This window comes from Klebsiella sp. CN_Kp097 (assembly GCF_040064495.1).
Lineage (GTDB): Bacteria > Pseudomonadota > Gammaproteobacteria > Enterobacterales > Enterobacteriaceae > Klebsiella > Klebsiella aerogenes.
Genome location: NZ_JBEAIL010000033.1, coordinates 108,381 through 125,408, shown reverse-complemented (window position 1 = coordinate 125,408; position 17,028 = coordinate 108,381). Strand labels below are relative to the sequence as shown.

Below are 17,028 nucleotides of genomic sequence, written 5' to 3'. Positions count from 1 at the left end.
CCTCCGACCGCTCGGTTCGTAGCCGAGTACTCTATCCAGCTGAGCTACGGATGCAAAATGGCGGTGAGGCGGGGATTCGAACCCCGGATGCAGCTTTTGACCGCATACTCCCTTAGCAGGGGAGCGCCTTCAGCCTCTCGGCCACCTCACCACACAACACGCCTCTTGCGAGTGCTTCGAAGAACTTGTTTCTGCTCTTCGTCGCTGCGATGGCGCACATATTACTTTCTGAGACTTATAAGTCAAACAATTTTTCGAGAGCTTTTTCCGTTTGCACACTTCACGCGCAATTAGCCTGCAAAAACGGCAAAAAGAGTATTTTATCAACAGGAAATAGCCCTTTACGGCCATTCAAAAGCGACAACGAAAAATGACGTACGGCGAATAAAAACAAAAGAGAGGTTGTCGCGAGAGAAGAAACAGGAGAAGAAAAGAGAAAAACGACCGCCGGAGGGATGCGCCTCACAATAAAGCGAGGCGCGGAAAGCTTAGTAACTGGACTGCTGGGATTTTTCAGCCTGGATACGCTGGTAGATTTCTTCACGATGTACAGAGACTTCTTTAGGGGCGTTGACACCAATACGTACCTGGTTACCCTTAACCCCTAAAACTGTCACAGTGACCTCATCTCCAATCATGAGGGTCTCACCAACTCGACGAGTCAGAATCAGCATTCTTTGCTCCTTGAAAGATTAAAAGAGTCGGGTCTCTCGCATCCCGGCATTATCCATCATATAACGCCAAAAAGTAAGCGATGACAAACACCTCGCGGTGTAAGCAGTCACGGCATCACATTCTGTTAAACCTAAGTTTAGCCGATCTACACAACTTCAACCCGACTTTATCGTTATCAGTACTTATGACGCAAGGTGCCGTAACCCTCTGGTTACGGCACCTATACCCGTCATACTTCAAGTTGCATGTGTGTTGGCTTTCCTCGCTCACCCCAGTCACTTACTTGAGTAAGCTCCTGGGGATTCGCTGCGTCGCCGCCTTCCTGCAACTCGAATTATTTAGGGTAAATGCGTTTATAGTTATTACAGTTTTGCGCTGACCCAGCCTTTCACACTGGCTAACGCAGCAGGGAGAGCAGACGCATCGGTACCGCCGGCTTGCGCCATATCCGGACGACCGCCCCCTTTACCGCCCACCTGCTGGGCGACCATACCAACCAGCTCCCCTGCTTTCACGCGGTCTGTCACATCCTTAGACACACCTGCAATCAGAGAAACCTTACCATCCGCTACCGTAGCTAATACAACGACCGTCGAACCGAGCTGGTTTTTCAGATCATCAACCATGGTACGCAGCATTTTCGGCTCAACGCCGGCCAGCTCGCTGACCAGCAGCTTAACGCCGTTAATTTCTTCGGCTTTACTGGAGAGATTAGCGCTCTCCTGCGCTGCAGCCTGCTCTTTCAGCTGCTGCAGCTCTTTTTCCAACTGACGGGTACGCTCAAGCGCCGCGCGAACTTTATCGCCGATGCTGTGGCTATCGCCCTTCAGCAGCTGCGCGATATCGCTGAGCTGATCGCTCTGCGCATGCAGGCTGGCAATCGCCCCTTCGCCGGTCACCGCTTCAATACGGCGCACGCCTGCGGCGGTACCAGATTCAGAGGTAATACGGAACAGGCCGATATCACCGGTACGCGCCGCGTGAGTACCGCCGCACAGCTCGGTGGAGAAATCGCCCATCCGCAGTACGCGAACGCGATCGTCGTATTTCTCGCCAAACAGCGCCATAGCGCCGGATTCACGGGCGGCATCGATATCCATGATATTGGTTTCGATAGCCAGGTTACGACGGATCTGCGCGTTGACCAGATCTTCTACCGCACGAATCTCTTCCGGCTTCATCGCTTCAAAATGCGAGAAGTCAAAACGCAGCGCTTTATCGTTAACCAGTGAGCCTTTCTGCGCCACGTGGGTACCGAGGACCTGGCGCAGCGCCGCGTGCATCAGGTGCGTCGCGGAGTGGTTGAGACGGATACGCTGACGGCGAGCCTGATCGACATCGGCCTGCACCGCGTCACCCACTTTCAGGGAACCGCTGGCGACTTTACCGATATGACCAATAGCCTGGCCGTACTTCTGCGTATCGCTGACCGCGAAGGAGAAGCCAGCGCCTTTCAGTTCGCCTTTATCGCCTACCTGACCGCCGGATTCCGCATAGAACGGCGTCTGGTCAAGGACTACAACCGCATCCTGACCCGCGCTGACGCTATCAACCGCTTTGCCGTCGATGAACAGCGCAGTAACTTTGCCGTTCAGCTCCAGATGATCGTAGCCTTTAAATTCCGATGCGCCGTCAACGCGAATCATCGCGTTATAGTCAGCGCCGAAACCGCTGGACTCACGTGCGCGGCGGCGCTGCTCTTCCATCGCGGCTTCAAAGCCTGCTTCGTCAACCTTGATGTTGCGCTCGCGGCAGACATCCGCAGTCAGGTCAACCGGGAAACCATAGGTGTCATACAGACGGAAGGCGGTTTCGCCGTCCAGCGTGTCGCCTTTAAGCTTCGACAGTTCCTCATCCAGCAGCGCCAGTCCACGCTCCAGTGTGCGCGCAAACTGCTCTTCTTCGGTTTTCAGCACCTGCTCAACCAGAGCCTGCTGCTGTTTCAGCTCTTCACCGGCAGCGCCCATCACGTCGATAAGCGGAGCAACCAGTTTCCAGAAGAAGGTGTCCTTCGCGCCCAGCATGTTGCCGTGGCGAATCGCGCGGCGAATGATTCGACGCAGCACGTAGCCGCGGTTTTCATTCGACGGGATCACGCCATCAGCAATCAGGAATGCGCAGGAACGAATGTGATCGGCAATAACGCGCAGCGACTTATTAGTCAGATCGGTCGCGCCGGTGACTTTCGCCACGCTCGCAATCAGGTTGCGGAACAGGTCGATGTCATAGTTGGAATTAACGTGCTGCAGTACAGCGGCAATACGCTCCAGCCCCATACCGGTATCAACGGAAGGCTTCGGCAGCGGCTCCATGGTACCGTCAGCCTGACGGTTGAACTGCATGAAGACGATGTTCCAGATCTCAATGTAACGGTCACCATCTTCTTCCGGGCTTCCCGGAGGGCCGCCCCAGATGTGGTCGCCATGGTCAAAGAAGATTTCGGTGCATGGGCCGCACGGACCGGTATCGCCCATCTGCCAGAAGTTATCAGAAGCAAACGGCGCGCCTTTGTTGTCGCCGATGCGGATAATACGCTCGCGCGGAACGCCCACTTCATTGGCCCAGATGTCGAAAGCTTCGTCATCGGTCTCGTAAACGGTAACCCACAGTTTTTCTTTCGGCAGGGCGAACCAGTTCTCACCGGTCAGCAGTTCCCATGCGTATTTGATGGCATCCTGCTTGAAGTAATCGCCGAAGCTGAAGTTGCCCAGCATTTCGAAAAAGGTGTGGTGACGCGCGGTGTAACCGACGTTTTCCAGATCGTTGTGTTTACCGCCCGCACGCACGCAACGCTGCGCGGTGGTCGCGCGCGAATAATTACGTTTGTCGAGACCAAGGAAGACATCCTTGAACTGGTTCATCCCGGCGTTGGTAAACAGCAGGGTCGGATCGTTGTGCGGCACCAGGGAGCTGCTGGCAACTACCTGATGTCCCTTACTATGGAAAAAGTCGAGAAACGCCTGACGGATCTCAGCGGTGCTCTTGCTCATAATTATCCTGAAATCAAGCTACACTTCATCCTTCAAGTCGCCTCTGACCTGGCGGAACGTCCTCTCCCGGTAGTGAACTCACGTACGCCCCAGAAGCTGTTCTCTCTTGCCGCCGTGATGCAGCTTGAATGATTTTGTGTATAAGGAATAATCGCCCTGGACGCTGATTATGCAATCACAAGCAGCGGCCCGACGGAATAAAGTGGGAATAAGATAAGTTTTCTTTAGAGGGAAGTAAAATCCCCGATGGGTCAATCTGCAAAATTTCGCCAGATTTCCTGGATATCTTCCATCAGATAGCCGCGGTACAGCAAAAATCGCTGGATTTTAACTTTTTCAGTAAAAGCGGAAGGTAACGGTTCGCCGTATTTACGCTGCGCCTGCTCTTTCGCCAGCGCCGCCCAGTCGATTTCACACTCGCGCATCGCGCTTTCGATGTCGCTGCGGCCAATGCCCTTTTGATTCAACTCCTGGCGGATACGTGCCGGCCCATAGCCCTTGCGGCTCCGGCTGGCAATAAACTGGCGAACAAAACGCTGGTCATCAAGATAGCGGTTTTCCAGGCACCAGCCGACAACCTGTTCGAGCTCTTCCGGCGTAATGTCCAGCTTTTCAGGGCCGTTTTTACTCATTACCGGCGCCGCCAGCTTACGCCGCAGCTCCTGTTCGCTATGATCGCGCATCGCCAGAATACGAATTGCGCGATCCAACAGACGCGCATAGCCGGAGCGGCGTGGTGAAGTCTCAGTCACAGGCACCTCGATAATCTAAGAAAAGCAAAAGGGCCGCATCAGCAGCCCTTTGTCACTCTTTTAGACGATATCAGAAATCTTGTTCGGTTTCTTCTGCGTCGTTGCCGTCAACCGCGAAGTCCGGCGTGGAGTCCTGGTTGTTGAGCAGCAGTTCGCGAACTTTCTTCTCAATTTCTTTCGCCGCCGCCGGGTTATCTTTCAGCCAGGAGATTGCGTTCGCTTTACCCTGACCGATTTTGTCGCCGTTGTAGCTATACCAGGCGCCCGCTTTTTCAATCAGCTTCTCTTTCACGCCGAGGTCAACCAGCTCGCCGAAGAAGTTGATGCCTTCACCGTAGAGGATCTGGAATTCAGCCTGTTTGAACGGCGCGGCGATTTTGTTTTTCACCACTTTCACGCGGGTTTCGCTGCCGACAACGTTGTCGCCCTCTTTCACCGCGCCGATGCGGCGAATGTCCAGACGCACGGAAGCGTAGAACTTCAGCGCGTTACCACCGGTGGTGGTTTCCGGGTTACCGAACATCACGCCGATTTTCATACGGATCTGGTTGATGAAGATCAGCAGCGTGTTGGACTGCTTCAGGTTACCAGCCAGTTTACGCATCGCCTGGCTCATCATACGCGCCGCGAGGCCCATGTGAGAGTCGCCGATTTCGCCTTCGATTTCCGCCTTCGGCGTCAGCGCCGCCACGGAGTCGACGACGATAACGTCTACCGCGCCGGAACGCGCCAGCGCGTCACAGATTTCCAGCGCCTGCTCGCCGGTATCCGGCTGGGAGCACAGCAGGTTGTCGATATCAACGCCCAGCTTGCGGGCATATACCGGATCCAGCGCGTGTTCGGCATCGATGAACGCACAGGTTTTGCCTTCACGCTGCGCTGCGGCGATAACTTGCAGCGTCAGGGTAGTTTTACCCGATGATTCCGGCCCGTAGATCTCAACGATACGGCCCATTGGCAGACCGCCTGCGCCGAGCGCGATATCCAGAGAAAGCGAACCGGTGGAGATGGTTTCCACGTCCATGGAACGGTCTTCACCCAGGCGCATGATGGAGCCTTTACCGAATTGCTTTTCGATCTGGCCCAGTGCTGCCGCCAACGCTTTCTGTTTGTTTTCGTCGATCGCCATTGTTACTCCTGTCATGCGAGGTGAAGCGCGTTCGCTTCGCCGTTAATATTTGTTCAGTTGAGGCAATTATACTGTATGGTCATACAGTATCAAGTATTTTGTAGAAATTGTTGCCAGAGCAGATTTAACGCATAGGCCGTCGCCTGACAACGCACCGCTTCGCGGTCTCCGGCAAAGCATTCGCGGCGGGTCACGCCCTGCCCGTTCGCACAGGCGACACCGAACCACACGGTGCCGACGGGCTTCTCCGCGCTGCCGCCGTCCGGGCCGGCGATACCGCTGACCGATACCGCATAGGTGGCGCGCGCCGCGCGTAGCGCGCCAATTGCCATCTCGACAACCACCGGTTCGCTCACCGCGCCGTTATCCAGTAACGTCACTTCGCTCACGCCAATCATCTGCGATTTGGCTTCGTTGCTATAGGTCACGAAACCGCGCTCAAACCACGCTGAGCTACCGGCAATATCGGTCAGCGCTTTGGCTATCCAGCCGCCGGTGCAGGACTCCGCGGTGGTCACCGTCGCGCCCTGCGCTTTCAGCGCCAGCCCAACCTGTTCGCTTAGCTGCATTAATTCTGAATCGGTCATTTTCGCCCCGCTTAAGCCAGATAAAGAGGCCATCAAAGATAGCACTTTCGGCAGAGATATGGGGACGAGCTGGTGATTTTACGAGGGGGGATCCAAAAATGGGCCGTCCCGCTGCAACCAGGACGACCAGACAACCCGTTACTTCATACTATTGACGATGAGCTCGACGTTATGGCGCAGCATTTTAACGTAGCTATCGGCCACGCCGCCCGGCTTAGACAGCGCTTCCGGATAGAGTTCGCCGCCCGGTTGCGCCCCCGTCGCGCCAGCGATTTGCTGCACCAGACGCGGGTCCAGCTGGTTCTCCATAAACCAGGTATGCACGCCATCGGCTTTGATTTGCTTAATCAACGCCGCCACCTGCGCCGCGCTAGCTTCGCTCTCGGATGAGAGTCCCTGCGGCGCAAGGAACGTCACGTTGTAAGCGCGGCCAAAATAGCCGAAAGCATCATGGCTGGTCAGCACTTTACGCTTCACCTGCGGGATGGCGCTAAACTGCGCCTTCGCCCAGCCGTCAATTGCCGTCAGCTGCTCGATATAACGCTTACCGCGGCTCTGGAGCGCCGCTTTATCCTGCGGGTCGGCTTTCACCAGGCCATCAAGGATATTCTGCGCGTACAACGCGCCATTAGCGGCGCTATTCCAGGCGTGCGGATCGGTCACCGTTTTACCGTCTTCATCAAGGGTATGCGTCTTAACCCCTTTTGACGCCACCACTAATTCGCCCTTAAAACCGGACGCTTTCACCAGCCGATCCAGCCACCCTTCCAGACCAAGCCCGTTGACCACCACCACGTCGGCTTTGCTGAGCAGCGCGCTATCCTTCGGTGAAGGTTCAAAGGTGTGCGGATCGCCATCCGGCCCTACCAGCGTATCGACATGAACATGCTCGCCGCCGACCTGCTGCACCATATCGCCCAGCACCGAAAAGCTGCTTACCACGTTCAGCGTTTTTGCTATCGCCCCCTGCGCCATCAGCCCCACGGCTAACGCCATCACCACTGCACTTCGTTTCATCATTTCCTTACCCCATTAATTTGCGCCAGCCAACAACCAGCCGGCTGCGCGTGCCAAAAAACACTGAAATAAAAAACAGTACGCTGGCGGTCAGCACGATGGCGGGCCCGGCGGGTAAATTCACTGCCCACGAAAGGCTCAATCCCATCCAGGCGCAAAACGCGCCGATCGCCGCCGCCAGCAACAAAATGCCCGGCAGCGTTCGTGCCCAGCAGCGCGCCGCTACCGCGGGCAACATCATCAGCCCTACCGCCATTAACGTGCCGAGCACCTGAAACCCCGCCACCAGGTTCAGTACCAATAGCGCGAGAAACAGGCCGTGCAGCAGCGCCGGTAGCCGCCGCGCGTTGACCTGTAGCCAGGCGCTATCGAACGCCTCGCTAACCAGCCCGCGATAAAACAGCGCAATGCACAGTAGCGTCAGGCTCGCCACGCCGGTGACAAAGAACGCCGCGTCGCTATCCACCGCCAGAATCGAACCGAACAGCAGGTGCAGCAGATCGACGCTGGAGCCGCGCAGCGAGACCAGCGTGACGCCAAGGGCCAGCGAGCCGAGGTAAAACCCGGCAAAACTGGCGTCCTCTTTCAGCGGCGTTCGCCGGCTGACCCACCCCGCCACCAGCGCCACCGCGATCCCGGCGATAAATCCGCCAACGCTCATCGCCAGCAGCGACATGCCGTTAAGGAGATAACCCGCCGCCACTCCCGGCAGAATGGCGTGCGACAGCGCATCGCCCATCAGGCTCATCCGTCGCAGCAGCAATAGCACGCCTAACATGGTGGTGCTCAGCGACAGCGCGAAGCACACCACCAGCGCCCGGCGCATAAAGCCAAATTCAATAAAAGGTTGAAAAAAGGTATGCCAGATCATGCCTGCCTCGCGGTGTTGAAGGCGGGAAGCACGCTTGACGTCTCGCCCCAGCGCGCGTGCTGGGGTTCAAGCAGCAGCGTCTCGGGAAAGAAATCGGCCACGCACTGGTTATCGTGCAGCACCGCCAGTATCGTTTGCCCCTGGCGGTGCATATCGACGATAAGCGCCATCAACTCGCGGCTGGTGGCCTCATCGACGCCGGTAAACGGCTCGTCCAACATCACCAGCGGCGCCTGTTGCACCATCACCCTGGCAAAGAGCATGCGCTGGAACTGGCCGCCCGAGAGCTCTTCAATTGGCGTATTAGCCAGCGCGCTGATCCCCACCCGCTCGAGCGCCGCGGCGATGCGCCGACGCTCGTCGCCGCCCAAGCCGCGCAGCAGCGAGACCCGCGGCCAGGCCCCCTGACTCACGACATCGCGCACCAGCAGCGGAAACTGTGATTCCAGGGCATGGCGCTGCGCCAGCCAGCCAACCACGGGCCGCCCTTTGCGCCAGTTCAGCCGGCCGCTAACCGGCGGAATAAATCCAGCCAGCGTTTTCAGCAGCGTCGATTTACCGCAGCCATTAAGCCCGACAATCGCCGTCAGGCTTCCCGCCGCAATCACGCCGCTCATCGCCGGAGTGATTGCCATGCCTTCATACCCGGCAACCATATGATCCAACTCAATCATGGCAGCGCCACCGCCCACCATGTGGCCAGCCATAGCGCCGCCAGCAGTCCGCAGGCGATTGCCACGCGCGCCGCGCCGGATGCCATAAAAACCGATGTGAACATATTCCCGCCCCAATAAAATGTTATAACATAACAATATGGGATTCAGAAAAGAATGTAAATCTGCGTCAGCAAGAGGAAATGTAACAAAGGTCAACAAAAGGCATGCAGAAGGGAAAAAACGGATGGATAAGCGCGGCGTCCCGGGGCTACCAACCGGATACCAGACCGTAGCCCGGATAAGGCGCTACGCGCCGCCATCCGGGGAACTCGAAATCTGTCGGCTGGATGAAAGGATCAATACCCGCCGCGGGCCTGCGAAACCGCCAGCCCCAGCTGCCAGACAGCCATCGCGTAGTGGGTGCTGTGGTTATATCGGGTGATAGTGTAGAAGTTCGGCAGACCATACCAGTACTGGTACCCGGTGCCGATATCCAGCCGCAGCAGACTGGCCTGCTGATGGTTGCCAAGCGGCTGCGTTGGGGTTAATCCCGCCGCCGACAGCTGTGAAACGCTGTATTTGGTTTTAAAGCCGTTATCCAGACCCGGCGCCTGGCCCAGCGCCTGCACCGCGACGGTATCGCCGCTCACCCAACCGTGCTGTTTAAAGTAGTTCGCCACGCTACCGATGGCATCAACCGGATCCCACAGGTTGATATGACCGTCGCCGTTGAAGTCCACCGCGTATTGCTTATACGACGACGGCATAAACTGGCCGTAGCCCATCGCGCCGGCAAAGGAGCCTTTCAGATCCAGCGGGTCATCGCTTTCGCTGCGCGCCATCAGCAGGAAGGTTTCCAGCTCAGAGGAGAAGTATTCAGCGCGGCGCGGATAGTTAAACGACAGCGTCGCCAGCGCATCGAGGATGCGGGTTTTGCCCATCACCCGGCCCCAACGGGTTTCCACGCCGATAATGCCGACGATGATTTCCGGCGGTACGCCGTAGACCTGATACGCGCGGTTCAGCGCGTCCTGATACTGGTTCCAGAACACCACGCCGTTCTGCACGTTATCCGGCGTAATAAACTGTTTCTTATAGCGTAACCAGGCGCCGTTTGGCCCGGTCGGCGGCAGCCCGCTCGGCGCCTGGCGATCCATCAGTCGCAGCACGTAGTCCAGGCGCTTAGCCTGCGACAGGATCTCCTGGAGCTGCTGTCTATCGAAGCCGTGCTTCGCCACCATCTTATCGATGAACTGCGCCGCCGCTGGGTTATTGGCGAAATCGCCGCCCATCTGCATCACGTTATGCTGCGGTTCCAGCAAAAAGCCGCCGGTGCCGCTCGCCATCTCCGCTTCCGCGGGGGTCTTAGGTTTGCTGCTACAGGCAGCCAGAAGTGCACATAAAGGGAGTAAAGCCAGATAGCGACGCTTCAACATGGGAATTCCATTTAACAAAATCGGCAAAGGGTAATTATGGTAAAGCATGCGCCCGCCAACAAGGAAGCGGCAATACATTTGCAGACAAAATAGTTCTTTTTTTGCACGTTCTCCGCATTCGATCCGCACGTTAATTTTTTCACTCATCGCGCACAAACTTTCAAAATAAAATATTTATCTTTCATTTTGCGATCAATTTAACACTTTTAAACCTTTCAAAGTGATTAAAATCAGCCTCCAGTTAGCAAGAAAAATAACACGCTGAAGGAGAGAACAATGATTGAAATCGTTACCCACGGCGCTGAGTGGTTCATCGGCCTGTTTCAGAAAGGCGGCGAGGTGTTTACCGGTATGGTGACCGGGATCCTGCCGCTGCTGATAAGCCTGCTGGTGATCATGAACGCGCTGATCAACTTTATCGGCCAACAGCGGATCGAAAAGCTGGCGCAGCGCTGCGCCGGCAACCCGCTTACCCGTTACCTGCTGTTGCCCTGCATCGGTACCTTTGTCTTCTGCAACCCCATGACCTTAAGCCTTGGCCGCTTTATGCCGGAGAAATACAAACCGAGCTACTACGCGGCGGCCTCCTATAGCTGTCATTCGATGAACGGGCTGTTTCCGCACATCAACCCCGGCGAGCTGTTTGTCTATCTCGGTATCGCCAACGGCCTCACCACGCTGGGCCTGCCGCTTGGCCCGCTGGCGGTGAGCTACCTGCTGGTTGGCCTGGTAACCAACTTCTTCCGCGGCTGGGTCACCGACCTGACCACCTCTATTTTCGAAAGAAAAATGGCGATTCAACTTGACCAGAAAGTGCATCTGTCAGGAGCGACATCATGACCCGTATTCATATTGAAAAAGGAACCGGCGGTTGGGGCGGCCCGCTTGAACTCGACGTTGTTGAGGGCAAAAAGATTGTCTATATCACCGCAGGCACCCGCCCGGCGATCGTCGATACGCTCGCCAGCCTGACCGGCTGGCAGGCGGTTGATGGATTTAAAGAAGGTGAACCGGCGGAAAGCGAAATTGGCATCGCTATTATTGACTGCGGCGGCACCCTGCGCTGCGGCCTCTACCCGAAGCGCCGTATTCCGACCATCAACATCCACGCCACCGGTAAATCCGGGCCGCTGGCGCAGTATATCGTCGAAGATATTTACGTCTCCGGAGTAAAAGAAGAGAACATCAAACTGCTGGAAGATAGCGGCGAGACGGCAGTGCAACCACTCCCCGCCGCGGGCCGCGATTACGATGCTAGCAAGAAGATTACCGAACAGAGCGACGGCCTGCTGGCTAAGGTCGGGATGGGGATGGGTTCGGTGGTCGCGGTGCTGTTCCAGGCCGGGCGCGACACCATTGATACGGTGCTGAAAACCATTCTGCCGTTTATGGCCTTCGTCTCGGCGCTGATCGGCATCATCATGGCCTCCGGCATCGGCGACTGGATTGCCCACGGCCTGGCGCCGCTCGCCAGCCATCCGCTGGGGCTGGTGACGCTGGCGCTGATCTGCTCCTTTCCGTTGTTATCGCCGTTTCTCGGCCCCGGCGCGGTGATAGCCCAGGTGATCGGCGTGCTGATTGGCGTCCAGATCGGCCTTGGCAACATTCCACCGCATCTCGCCCTGCCCGCGCTGTTTGCCATTAATGCCCAGGCCGCCTGCGATTTTATCCCGGTAGGCCTGTCGCTGGCCGAAGCCCGTCAGGATACCGTACGCGTCGGCGTGCCGTCGGTGCTGGTCAGCCGCTTCCTCACCGGCGCGCCAACCGTGCTGATCGCGTGGTTCGTTTCCGGATTTATTTACCAATAAGAGGTTCCTGAAGATGACCGTCATTTACCACACCACTATTACCCGTATCGGCGCCAGCGCGGCGACAGCGCTGGAAGAACAGATGCTCATTACCTTCCGCGAGGGCGCCCCGGCGGATATCGAAGAGTATTGCTTTATTCACAGCCACGGCGAGCTGTGCGGCGAGCTGCGCCCGGGCGCAGAGCTACAGCTCGGCGACAGGCGTTATCCGGTGACCGCCGTCGGCGAGGTCGCCGAGCAAAACCTGCGCGAGCTGGGCCACATCACCCTGCGCTTTGACGGCCATCGTCAGGCGGAGTTTCCCGGAACCGTTCACGTCGCGGGCCCGGTACCGGACGCCATCGCGACCGGCTGTGTACTGAAATTTGTTGCTTAGAAGGAGAGAAAGATGAATCAGGTTGCTGTTGTCATTGGTGGCGGACAAACCTTAGGAGAGTTTCTGTGCCGCGGTCTGGCCGCCGAGGGCTACCGCGTGGCGGTGGTCGATATCCAAAGTGAAAAAGCCAGCCGCGTCGCCCAGGAGATCAACGCTGAATATGGCGAAGGTACGGCATACGGCTTCGGCGCCGACGCCACCAGCGAAGCCAGCGTCACGGCGCTGGCTCACGGCGTGGATGTGATTTTCACGCGCGTCGATCTCCTGGTCTACAGCGCCGGTATCGCTAAGGCCGCCTTTATTAGCGACTTCGCGCTGGGCGATTTTGACCGCTCGCTGCAGGTCAACCTGGTGGGCTATTTCCTCTGCGCCCGCGAGTTCTCACGGCTGATGATCCGCGATGGCATTAAAGGTCGCATCATTCAGATCAACTCGAAATCCGGCAAAGTCGGCAGTAAGCATAACTCAGGCTATAGCGCGGCGAAGTTCGGCGGCGTCGGGCTGACCCAGTCGCTGGCGCTGGATCTGGCGGAATACGGCATTACCGTGCATTCGCTGATGCTCGGCAATCTGTTGAAATCACCGATGTTCCAGTCGCTGCTGCCGCAGTACGCCACCAAGCTCGGCATTGATGAGAGCGAAGTCGAGCAGTACTACATCGATAAGGTGCCGTTGAAACGCGGCTGCGATTACCAGGATGTGCTGAACGTGTTGATGTTCTACGCCAGCCCGCAGGCATCGTACTGCACCGGGCAGTCGATTAACGTCACCGGCGGCCAGGTGATGTTTTAAAAGGTTCCCGGATGGCGCTGCGCTTATCCGGGCAACAAAACTGTAGGTCGGGTAAGGCGTTAGCCGCCACCCGACAAAAAACGGTACCCGGGTTGTACCCGGCATCACACCTTCAGGAGACATTATGGTTACCGCACTCATTACCGTCGCCGCTATTGCCTGGCTTTGCCAACTGGCGTTCGGCGGCTGGCAGATCCGCCGCTTCAATCACGCCTTTGATAGCCTTTGCCAGCAGGGCCGCGTCGGCGTCGGCCGCTCCTCCGGGCGCTTTAAACCGCGCGCGATTGTCGCTATCGCCGTCGATGAAAACGATCGTATTTGCGATACGCTGTTGATGAAGGGACTCACCGTCTTCGCCAGTCCGCAAAAAATCCCCACGCTTAGCGGTAAACATCTCGAGGAATTGCAGCCTGATGTGATCTTTCCCAATGATCCGCTCTGTCAGAATGCACTATCATTAGCGCTTAATCCGAAACATGCATAATTTCGTTGTGAAAGTTAATATCTTGCGAAATTATCACTTCGAAACTTAAACGCAGGATACAACGCCTATGAAACCACGTCAGCGCCAGGCAGCCATTCTCGAGTACCTGCAATCGCAGGGCAAATGCTCGGTCGAAGAGCTGGCGCAACACTTCGACACCACCGGCACCACAATCCGCAAGGATCTGGTGATTCTGGAGAATGCCGGGACCGTCATCCGCACCTACGGCGGCGTAGTGTTAAATAAAGACGAGGCCGACCCGCCTATCGACCACAAGACGCTGATCAACACCCACAAGAAAGCGCAGATTGCCGAGGCCGCCGTGCGATACATCCACGATGGCGATTCACTTATCCTCGACGCCGGCAGCACCGTGCTGCAGATGGTGCCGTTGCTGAGCCGCTTCAATAACATCACGGTGATGACCAACAGCCTGCATATCGTCAACGCGCTTTCCGAGCTCGATAACGAGCAGACCATCCTGATGCCGGGCGGCACCTTCCGTAAAAAATCGGCCTCTTTTCACGGCCAACTGGCGGAAAACGCCTTCGAACAATTCAGCTTCGACAAGCTGTTTATGGGCACCGACGGCATTGATCTGGTCGCGGGCGTCACCACCTTTAACGAGGTCTATACCGTAAGTAAGGCGATGTGCAACGCCGCCCGCGAAGTGATCCTGATGGCCGACTCATCCAAGTTTGGCCGTAAAAGTCCCAACATTGTCTGCGGTCTTGAACGCGTGGATAAATTGATTACCGATGCCGATATTGACCCTGAATTCCAGCGGGCGCTGGAAGCCAAAGGTATTGAAGTCATTATTACTGGAGAACATCATGAGTAACTTTTTGTTAGAGGCCGGACGCCAGACCCTGATGCTTGAGCTGCAGGAGGCGAGCCGCCTGCCGGAACGCCTGGGCGACGACTTCATCCGCGCGGCGGAAACCATCATCCACTGCGAGGGCAAACTGATTGTCTCCGGTATCGGTAAATCCGGCCACATCGGTAAAAAGCTGGCGGCAACCTTCGCCAGCACCGGCACCCCGGCCTTTTTCGTCCATCCGGCGGAAGCTCTGCATGGCGATCTCGGCATGCTCGATAGCCGCGACGTGATGCTGTTTATCTCCTACTCCGGTAGCGCGAAAGAGCTGGATCTCATCGTGCCGCGGCTGGAAGAGAAATCCATTCCGCTGCTGGCGATGACCGGCAAATCCACCTCGCCGCTGGCGCTGGCGGCGAAAGCGGTGCTGGATATCGCCGTGGAGCGCGAAGCCTGCCCGATGCATCTGGCGCCGACCTCCAGCACCGTCAACACGCTGATGCTGGGCGACGCGCTGGCGATGGCGGTGATGCAGGCGCGCGGTTTCAATGAAGAAGATTTCGCCCGTTCCCACCCGGCGGGCGCCCTCGGCGCGCGTCTGCTGAACAAAGTGCATCACCTGATGCGCCGCGACGAAGAAGTGCCGCGGGTCAATGCCGAGGCCAACGTCATGGACGCCATGCTTGAACTAAGCCGAACCGGGCTCGGCCTGGTGGCGGTATGTGATGAAACCAACCGCGTGCAGGGCGTTTTCACCGACGGCGACCTGCGCCGCTGGCTGGTTGCTGGCGGTACGCTCAACGATAGCGTCACTCGGGCGATGACCCGCAACGGCGTAACGCTGCAGGCGGAAAGCCGCGCGGTGGAAGCCAAAGAGCGGCTGATGAAACACAAAATCAGCGCCGCGCCGGTCGTGGATGAAAACGGCCAACTGGTCGGCGCCATCAACCTGCAGAACTTTTACCAGGCAGGGATCCTTTAAGCCCCAGACGTTTCGCCAGCCGATGCAGGTTGGCGACGTCCAGTTCCAGCGCACGGGCGGTCGCCGCCCAGTTGCGCTGGTTCGCCTCCAGCGCGCGGCTAATCGCTTCTCGCTGAAAAGAGTCAGTCGCCTCGCGCAAATTGACGTTTTCCGTCGCCGGCGCCGCTGCCGCCGTCTCATTCGGCAACATCGGCGCCGTCACAGCAAACTGGAAATGCTGCGGCTCCAGTACCACTTCATCACCGGCCTGGGTGGCCCGCGCCAGCACCACCGCCCGGTGAATAGCATGCTCCAGTTCGCGCACGTTGCCCGGCCAGGACCACTGCTGCAGCCTGTTTCGCGCCGCCTCAGCCAAAATGACCCGCGCCAGCCCCATCCGCAGGCGGCACTGCTCACAGAAATAGCCCGCCAGCAGCACCACATCGTTTTCCCGTTCGCGTAGCGCCGGAACCGACAGCGGGAAGACGCTCAGCCGATGGTACAGATCGGCGCGAAAGCGCCCTTCCACCACCTCCTGGCGCAGATCGCGGTTCGTCGCCGCCAGCACCCGCACATCGACCCGCAGGCTGCGGTCATCGCCGACGCGCTGAATATCGCCATACTGCAACACGCGCAGCAGCTTCGCCTGCAACGCCAGCGACAGTTCGCCGATTTCATCAAGGAACAGGGTGCCGTTATCAGCCATCTCAAATTTACCGCTGCGGTTGCTGATAGCCCCGGTAAATGCCCCTTTCACATGGCCGAACAGCTCGCTCTCCGCCACGCTTTCCGGCAGCGCCGCGCAGTTGAGATAGACCAGCGGATTGGCGGCTCGCGGCGATCCCTGGTGCACCGCCTTCGCCACCAGCTCTTTACCGGTGCCGGTTTCGCCGCTTATCAGCACGTTTAAATCCGAGGCGGCGACGATATCGATCTCTTTTTTCAGCTGCAGCATGGGCGCCGACAGGCCGATAATCTCCTGACGCTCAGGCTGCGCGTCATTCACCGGTTGCACCGGCAACACATTTTGCGCCTCAAGGCGGGCGATGAGCAGCGCGTTATTCAAGGCGCCAGCCACCAGCGCGGCAATCAGCCGCAGCTCTTCATCGCTGAAACTATCGAAACGATCGGCATCCATACCATCAAGGGTCAGCGCGCCAATCAGCGTCTGCCCGGCGAACAGCGGCAGGCCAACGCAGGCGTGAACCTTCAGGCTCTCATGACCGGGGATCAGCCCGTCATAGGGGTCGGGTAAATCGCTATCCGCCGGGAAGCGCACCACATCCCCGGCACGCGCAATCGCCTCAAGCCGCGGGTGTCCTTCCAGGGCAAAGCGCCGACCAAGCACATCCTGCGCCAGGCCATCGATCGCCAGCGGCACAAACTGATGCGCCTCATAGCGCAGCAGCGCCGAGGCATCACAGCCGAGGATCTGCCGCAGGGTAGTAATCAGGCGCGAAAAACGGTCGGCATGACCGATATCGCTTTGTAAATCAATGGCGATTCTCGCCAACTCGTCGACGGAAAAACTCATTGCCGCTCCATTGTCATTTTGACAATACACATTGTCATAACGACTATTTTAATCATTGTCATTTTGACAGCAACTAAAATCAGAAAAAATTAAAAATAGCTAATTATCAATGAATTAAAAAGTTGGCACGCAACTTGATATAA

At 57.5% G+C, this 17,028-nt stretch carries 17 protein-coding genes and 1 tRNA gene; 7 read left to right on the top strand and 11 right to left on the bottom strand.

Annotated elements, in window-relative coordinates; all coding sequences use genetic code 11:
- Positions 1–58: 58 nt before the first annotated feature.
- The 10 genes from ABLV07_RS24285 to mltB form a co-directional block, all read right to left on the bottom strand.
- Positions 59–151: transfer RNA gene (locus ABLV07_RS24285), tRNA-Ser, on the bottom strand.
- 337 nt (positions 152–488) lie between these two features.
- A complete protein-coding gene (gene csrA / locus ABLV07_RS24280; protein ID WP_000906486.1) occupies positions 489–674 on the bottom strand; it encodes a carbon storage regulator CsrA in 186 nt (61 codons plus the stop codon).
- A 363-nt stretch (positions 675–1,037) separates the two neighbouring features.
- Complete coding sequence (gene alaS, locus ABLV07_RS24275; RefSeq protein WP_015703239.1) at positions 1,038–3,665, bottom strand: alanine--tRNA ligase; 2,628 nt, start codon at positions 3,663–3,665, stop codon at positions 1,038–1,040.
- A 251-nt stretch (positions 3,666–3,916) separates the two neighbouring features.
- Positions 3,917–4,417 (bottom strand): recombination regulator RecX, encoded by a 501-nt coding sequence (recX, locus tag ABLV07_RS24270; RefSeq protein WP_015370056.1) that lies wholly within the window; start codon positions 4,415–4,417, stop codon positions 3,917–3,919.
- 70 nt (positions 4,418–4,487) lie between these two features.
- Positions 4,488–5,546, bottom strand: coding sequence for a recombinase RecA (gene recA / locus ABLV07_RS24265; RefSeq protein WP_015370055.1), 1,059 nt, complete (start codon positions 5,544–5,546; stop codon positions 4,488–4,490).
- Between the two features lie 89 nt (positions 5,547–5,635).
- Positions 5,636–6,133 carry a nicotinamide-nucleotide amidase gene (pncC, locus tag ABLV07_RS24260; protein ID WP_116326742.1) on the bottom strand — a complete coding sequence of 166 codons (498 nt, stop codon included), beginning with the start codon at positions 6,131–6,133 and terminating at the stop codon, positions 5,636–5,638.
- Positions 6,134–6,271: 138 nt separating this feature from the next.
- The gene (locus ABLV07_RS24255; protein ID WP_100279509.1) at positions 6,272–7,150 is read right to left on the bottom strand and encodes a metal ABC transporter substrate-binding protein; all 879 of its coding nucleotides are present in this window, start codon (positions 7,148–7,150) and stop codon (positions 6,272–6,274) included.
- A 7-nt stretch (positions 7,151–7,157) separates the two neighbouring features.
- The gene (locus ABLV07_RS24250) at positions 7,158–8,021 is read right to left on the bottom strand and encodes a metal ABC transporter permease (protein ID WP_015370052.1); all 864 of its coding nucleotides are present in this window, start codon (positions 8,019–8,021) and stop codon (positions 7,158–7,160) included.
- A complete protein-coding gene (locus ABLV07_RS24245; RefSeq protein WP_071609847.1) occupies positions 8,018–8,728 on the bottom strand; it encodes an ATP-binding cassette domain-containing protein in 711 nt (236 codons plus the stop codon). Before ABLV07_RS24245 ends, ABLV07_RS24250 begins: the two co-directional genes overlap by 4 nt.
- Before the next feature lie 305 nt (positions 8,729–9,033).
- On the bottom strand, positions 9,034–10,113 hold the full coding sequence (mltB, locus tag ABLV07_RS24240; RefSeq protein ID WP_020078114.1) for a lytic murein transglycosylase B: 1,080 nt from the start codon (positions 10,111–10,113) through the stop codon (positions 9,034–9,036).
- Between the two features lie 276 nt (positions 10,114–10,389).
- Between mltB and ABLV07_RS24235 the strand changes: the two genes are divergently transcribed.
- The 7 genes from ABLV07_RS24235 (at position 10,390) to gutQ (ending at position 15,372) form a co-directional block, all read left to right on the top strand.
- The gene (locus ABLV07_RS24235; protein ID WP_020078113.1) at positions 10,390–10,953 is read left to right on the top strand and encodes a PTS glucitol/sorbitol transporter subunit IIC; all 564 of its coding nucleotides are present in this window, start codon (positions 10,390–10,392) and stop codon (positions 10,951–10,953) included.
- Positions 10,950–11,921: a PTS glucitol/sorbitol transporter subunit IIB gene (locus ABLV07_RS24230; RefSeq protein ID WP_108684098.1), complete on the top strand. Its 972-nt coding sequence runs from the start codon at positions 10,950–10,952 to the stop codon at positions 11,919–11,921. Before ABLV07_RS24235 ends, ABLV07_RS24230 begins: the two co-directional genes overlap by 4 nt.
- Positions 11,922–11,934: 13 nt before the next feature.
- Positions 11,935–12,297, top strand: a complete 363-nt coding sequence (srlB, locus tag ABLV07_RS24225; RefSeq protein WP_108684097.1) for a PTS glucitol/sorbitol transporter subunit IIA — start codon at positions 11,935–11,937, stop codon at positions 12,295–12,297.
- A gap of 12 nt (positions 12,298–12,309) precedes the next feature.
- Entirely contained in the window at positions 12,310–13,089 is a 780-nt protein-coding gene (gene srlD / locus ABLV07_RS24220; RefSeq protein WP_157195206.1) for a sorbitol-6-phosphate dehydrogenase, read from the top strand.
- Positions 13,090–13,213: 124 nt separating this feature from the next.
- Positions 13,214–13,573: a transcriptional regulator GutM gene (gene gutM / locus ABLV07_RS24215; protein ID WP_157195205.1), complete on the top strand. Its 360-nt coding sequence runs from the start codon at positions 13,214–13,216 to the stop codon at positions 13,571–13,573.
- Positions 13,574–13,640: 67 nt separating this feature from the next.
- Positions 13,641–14,414, top strand: coding sequence for a DNA-binding transcriptional repressor (locus ABLV07_RS24210; RefSeq protein WP_015370044.1), 774 nt, complete (start codon positions 13,641–13,643; stop codon positions 14,412–14,414).
- Positions 14,407–15,372 carry an arabinose-5-phosphate isomerase GutQ gene (gutQ, locus tag ABLV07_RS24205; RefSeq protein ID WP_020078109.1) on the top strand — a complete coding sequence of 322 codons (966 nt, stop codon included), beginning with the start codon at positions 14,407–14,409 and terminating at the stop codon, positions 15,370–15,372. Before ABLV07_RS24210 ends, gutQ begins: the two co-directional genes overlap by 8 nt.
- Here the strand turns inward: gutQ and norR are convergent.
- Positions 15,335–16,885, bottom strand: a complete 1,551-nt coding sequence (norR, locus tag ABLV07_RS24200) for a nitric oxide reductase transcriptional regulator NorR (protein ID WP_032708959.1) — start codon at positions 16,883–16,885, stop codon at positions 15,335–15,337. The genes gutQ and norR overlap by 38 nt on opposite strands.
- Between the last annotated feature and the right edge of the window lie 143 nt (positions 16,886–17,028).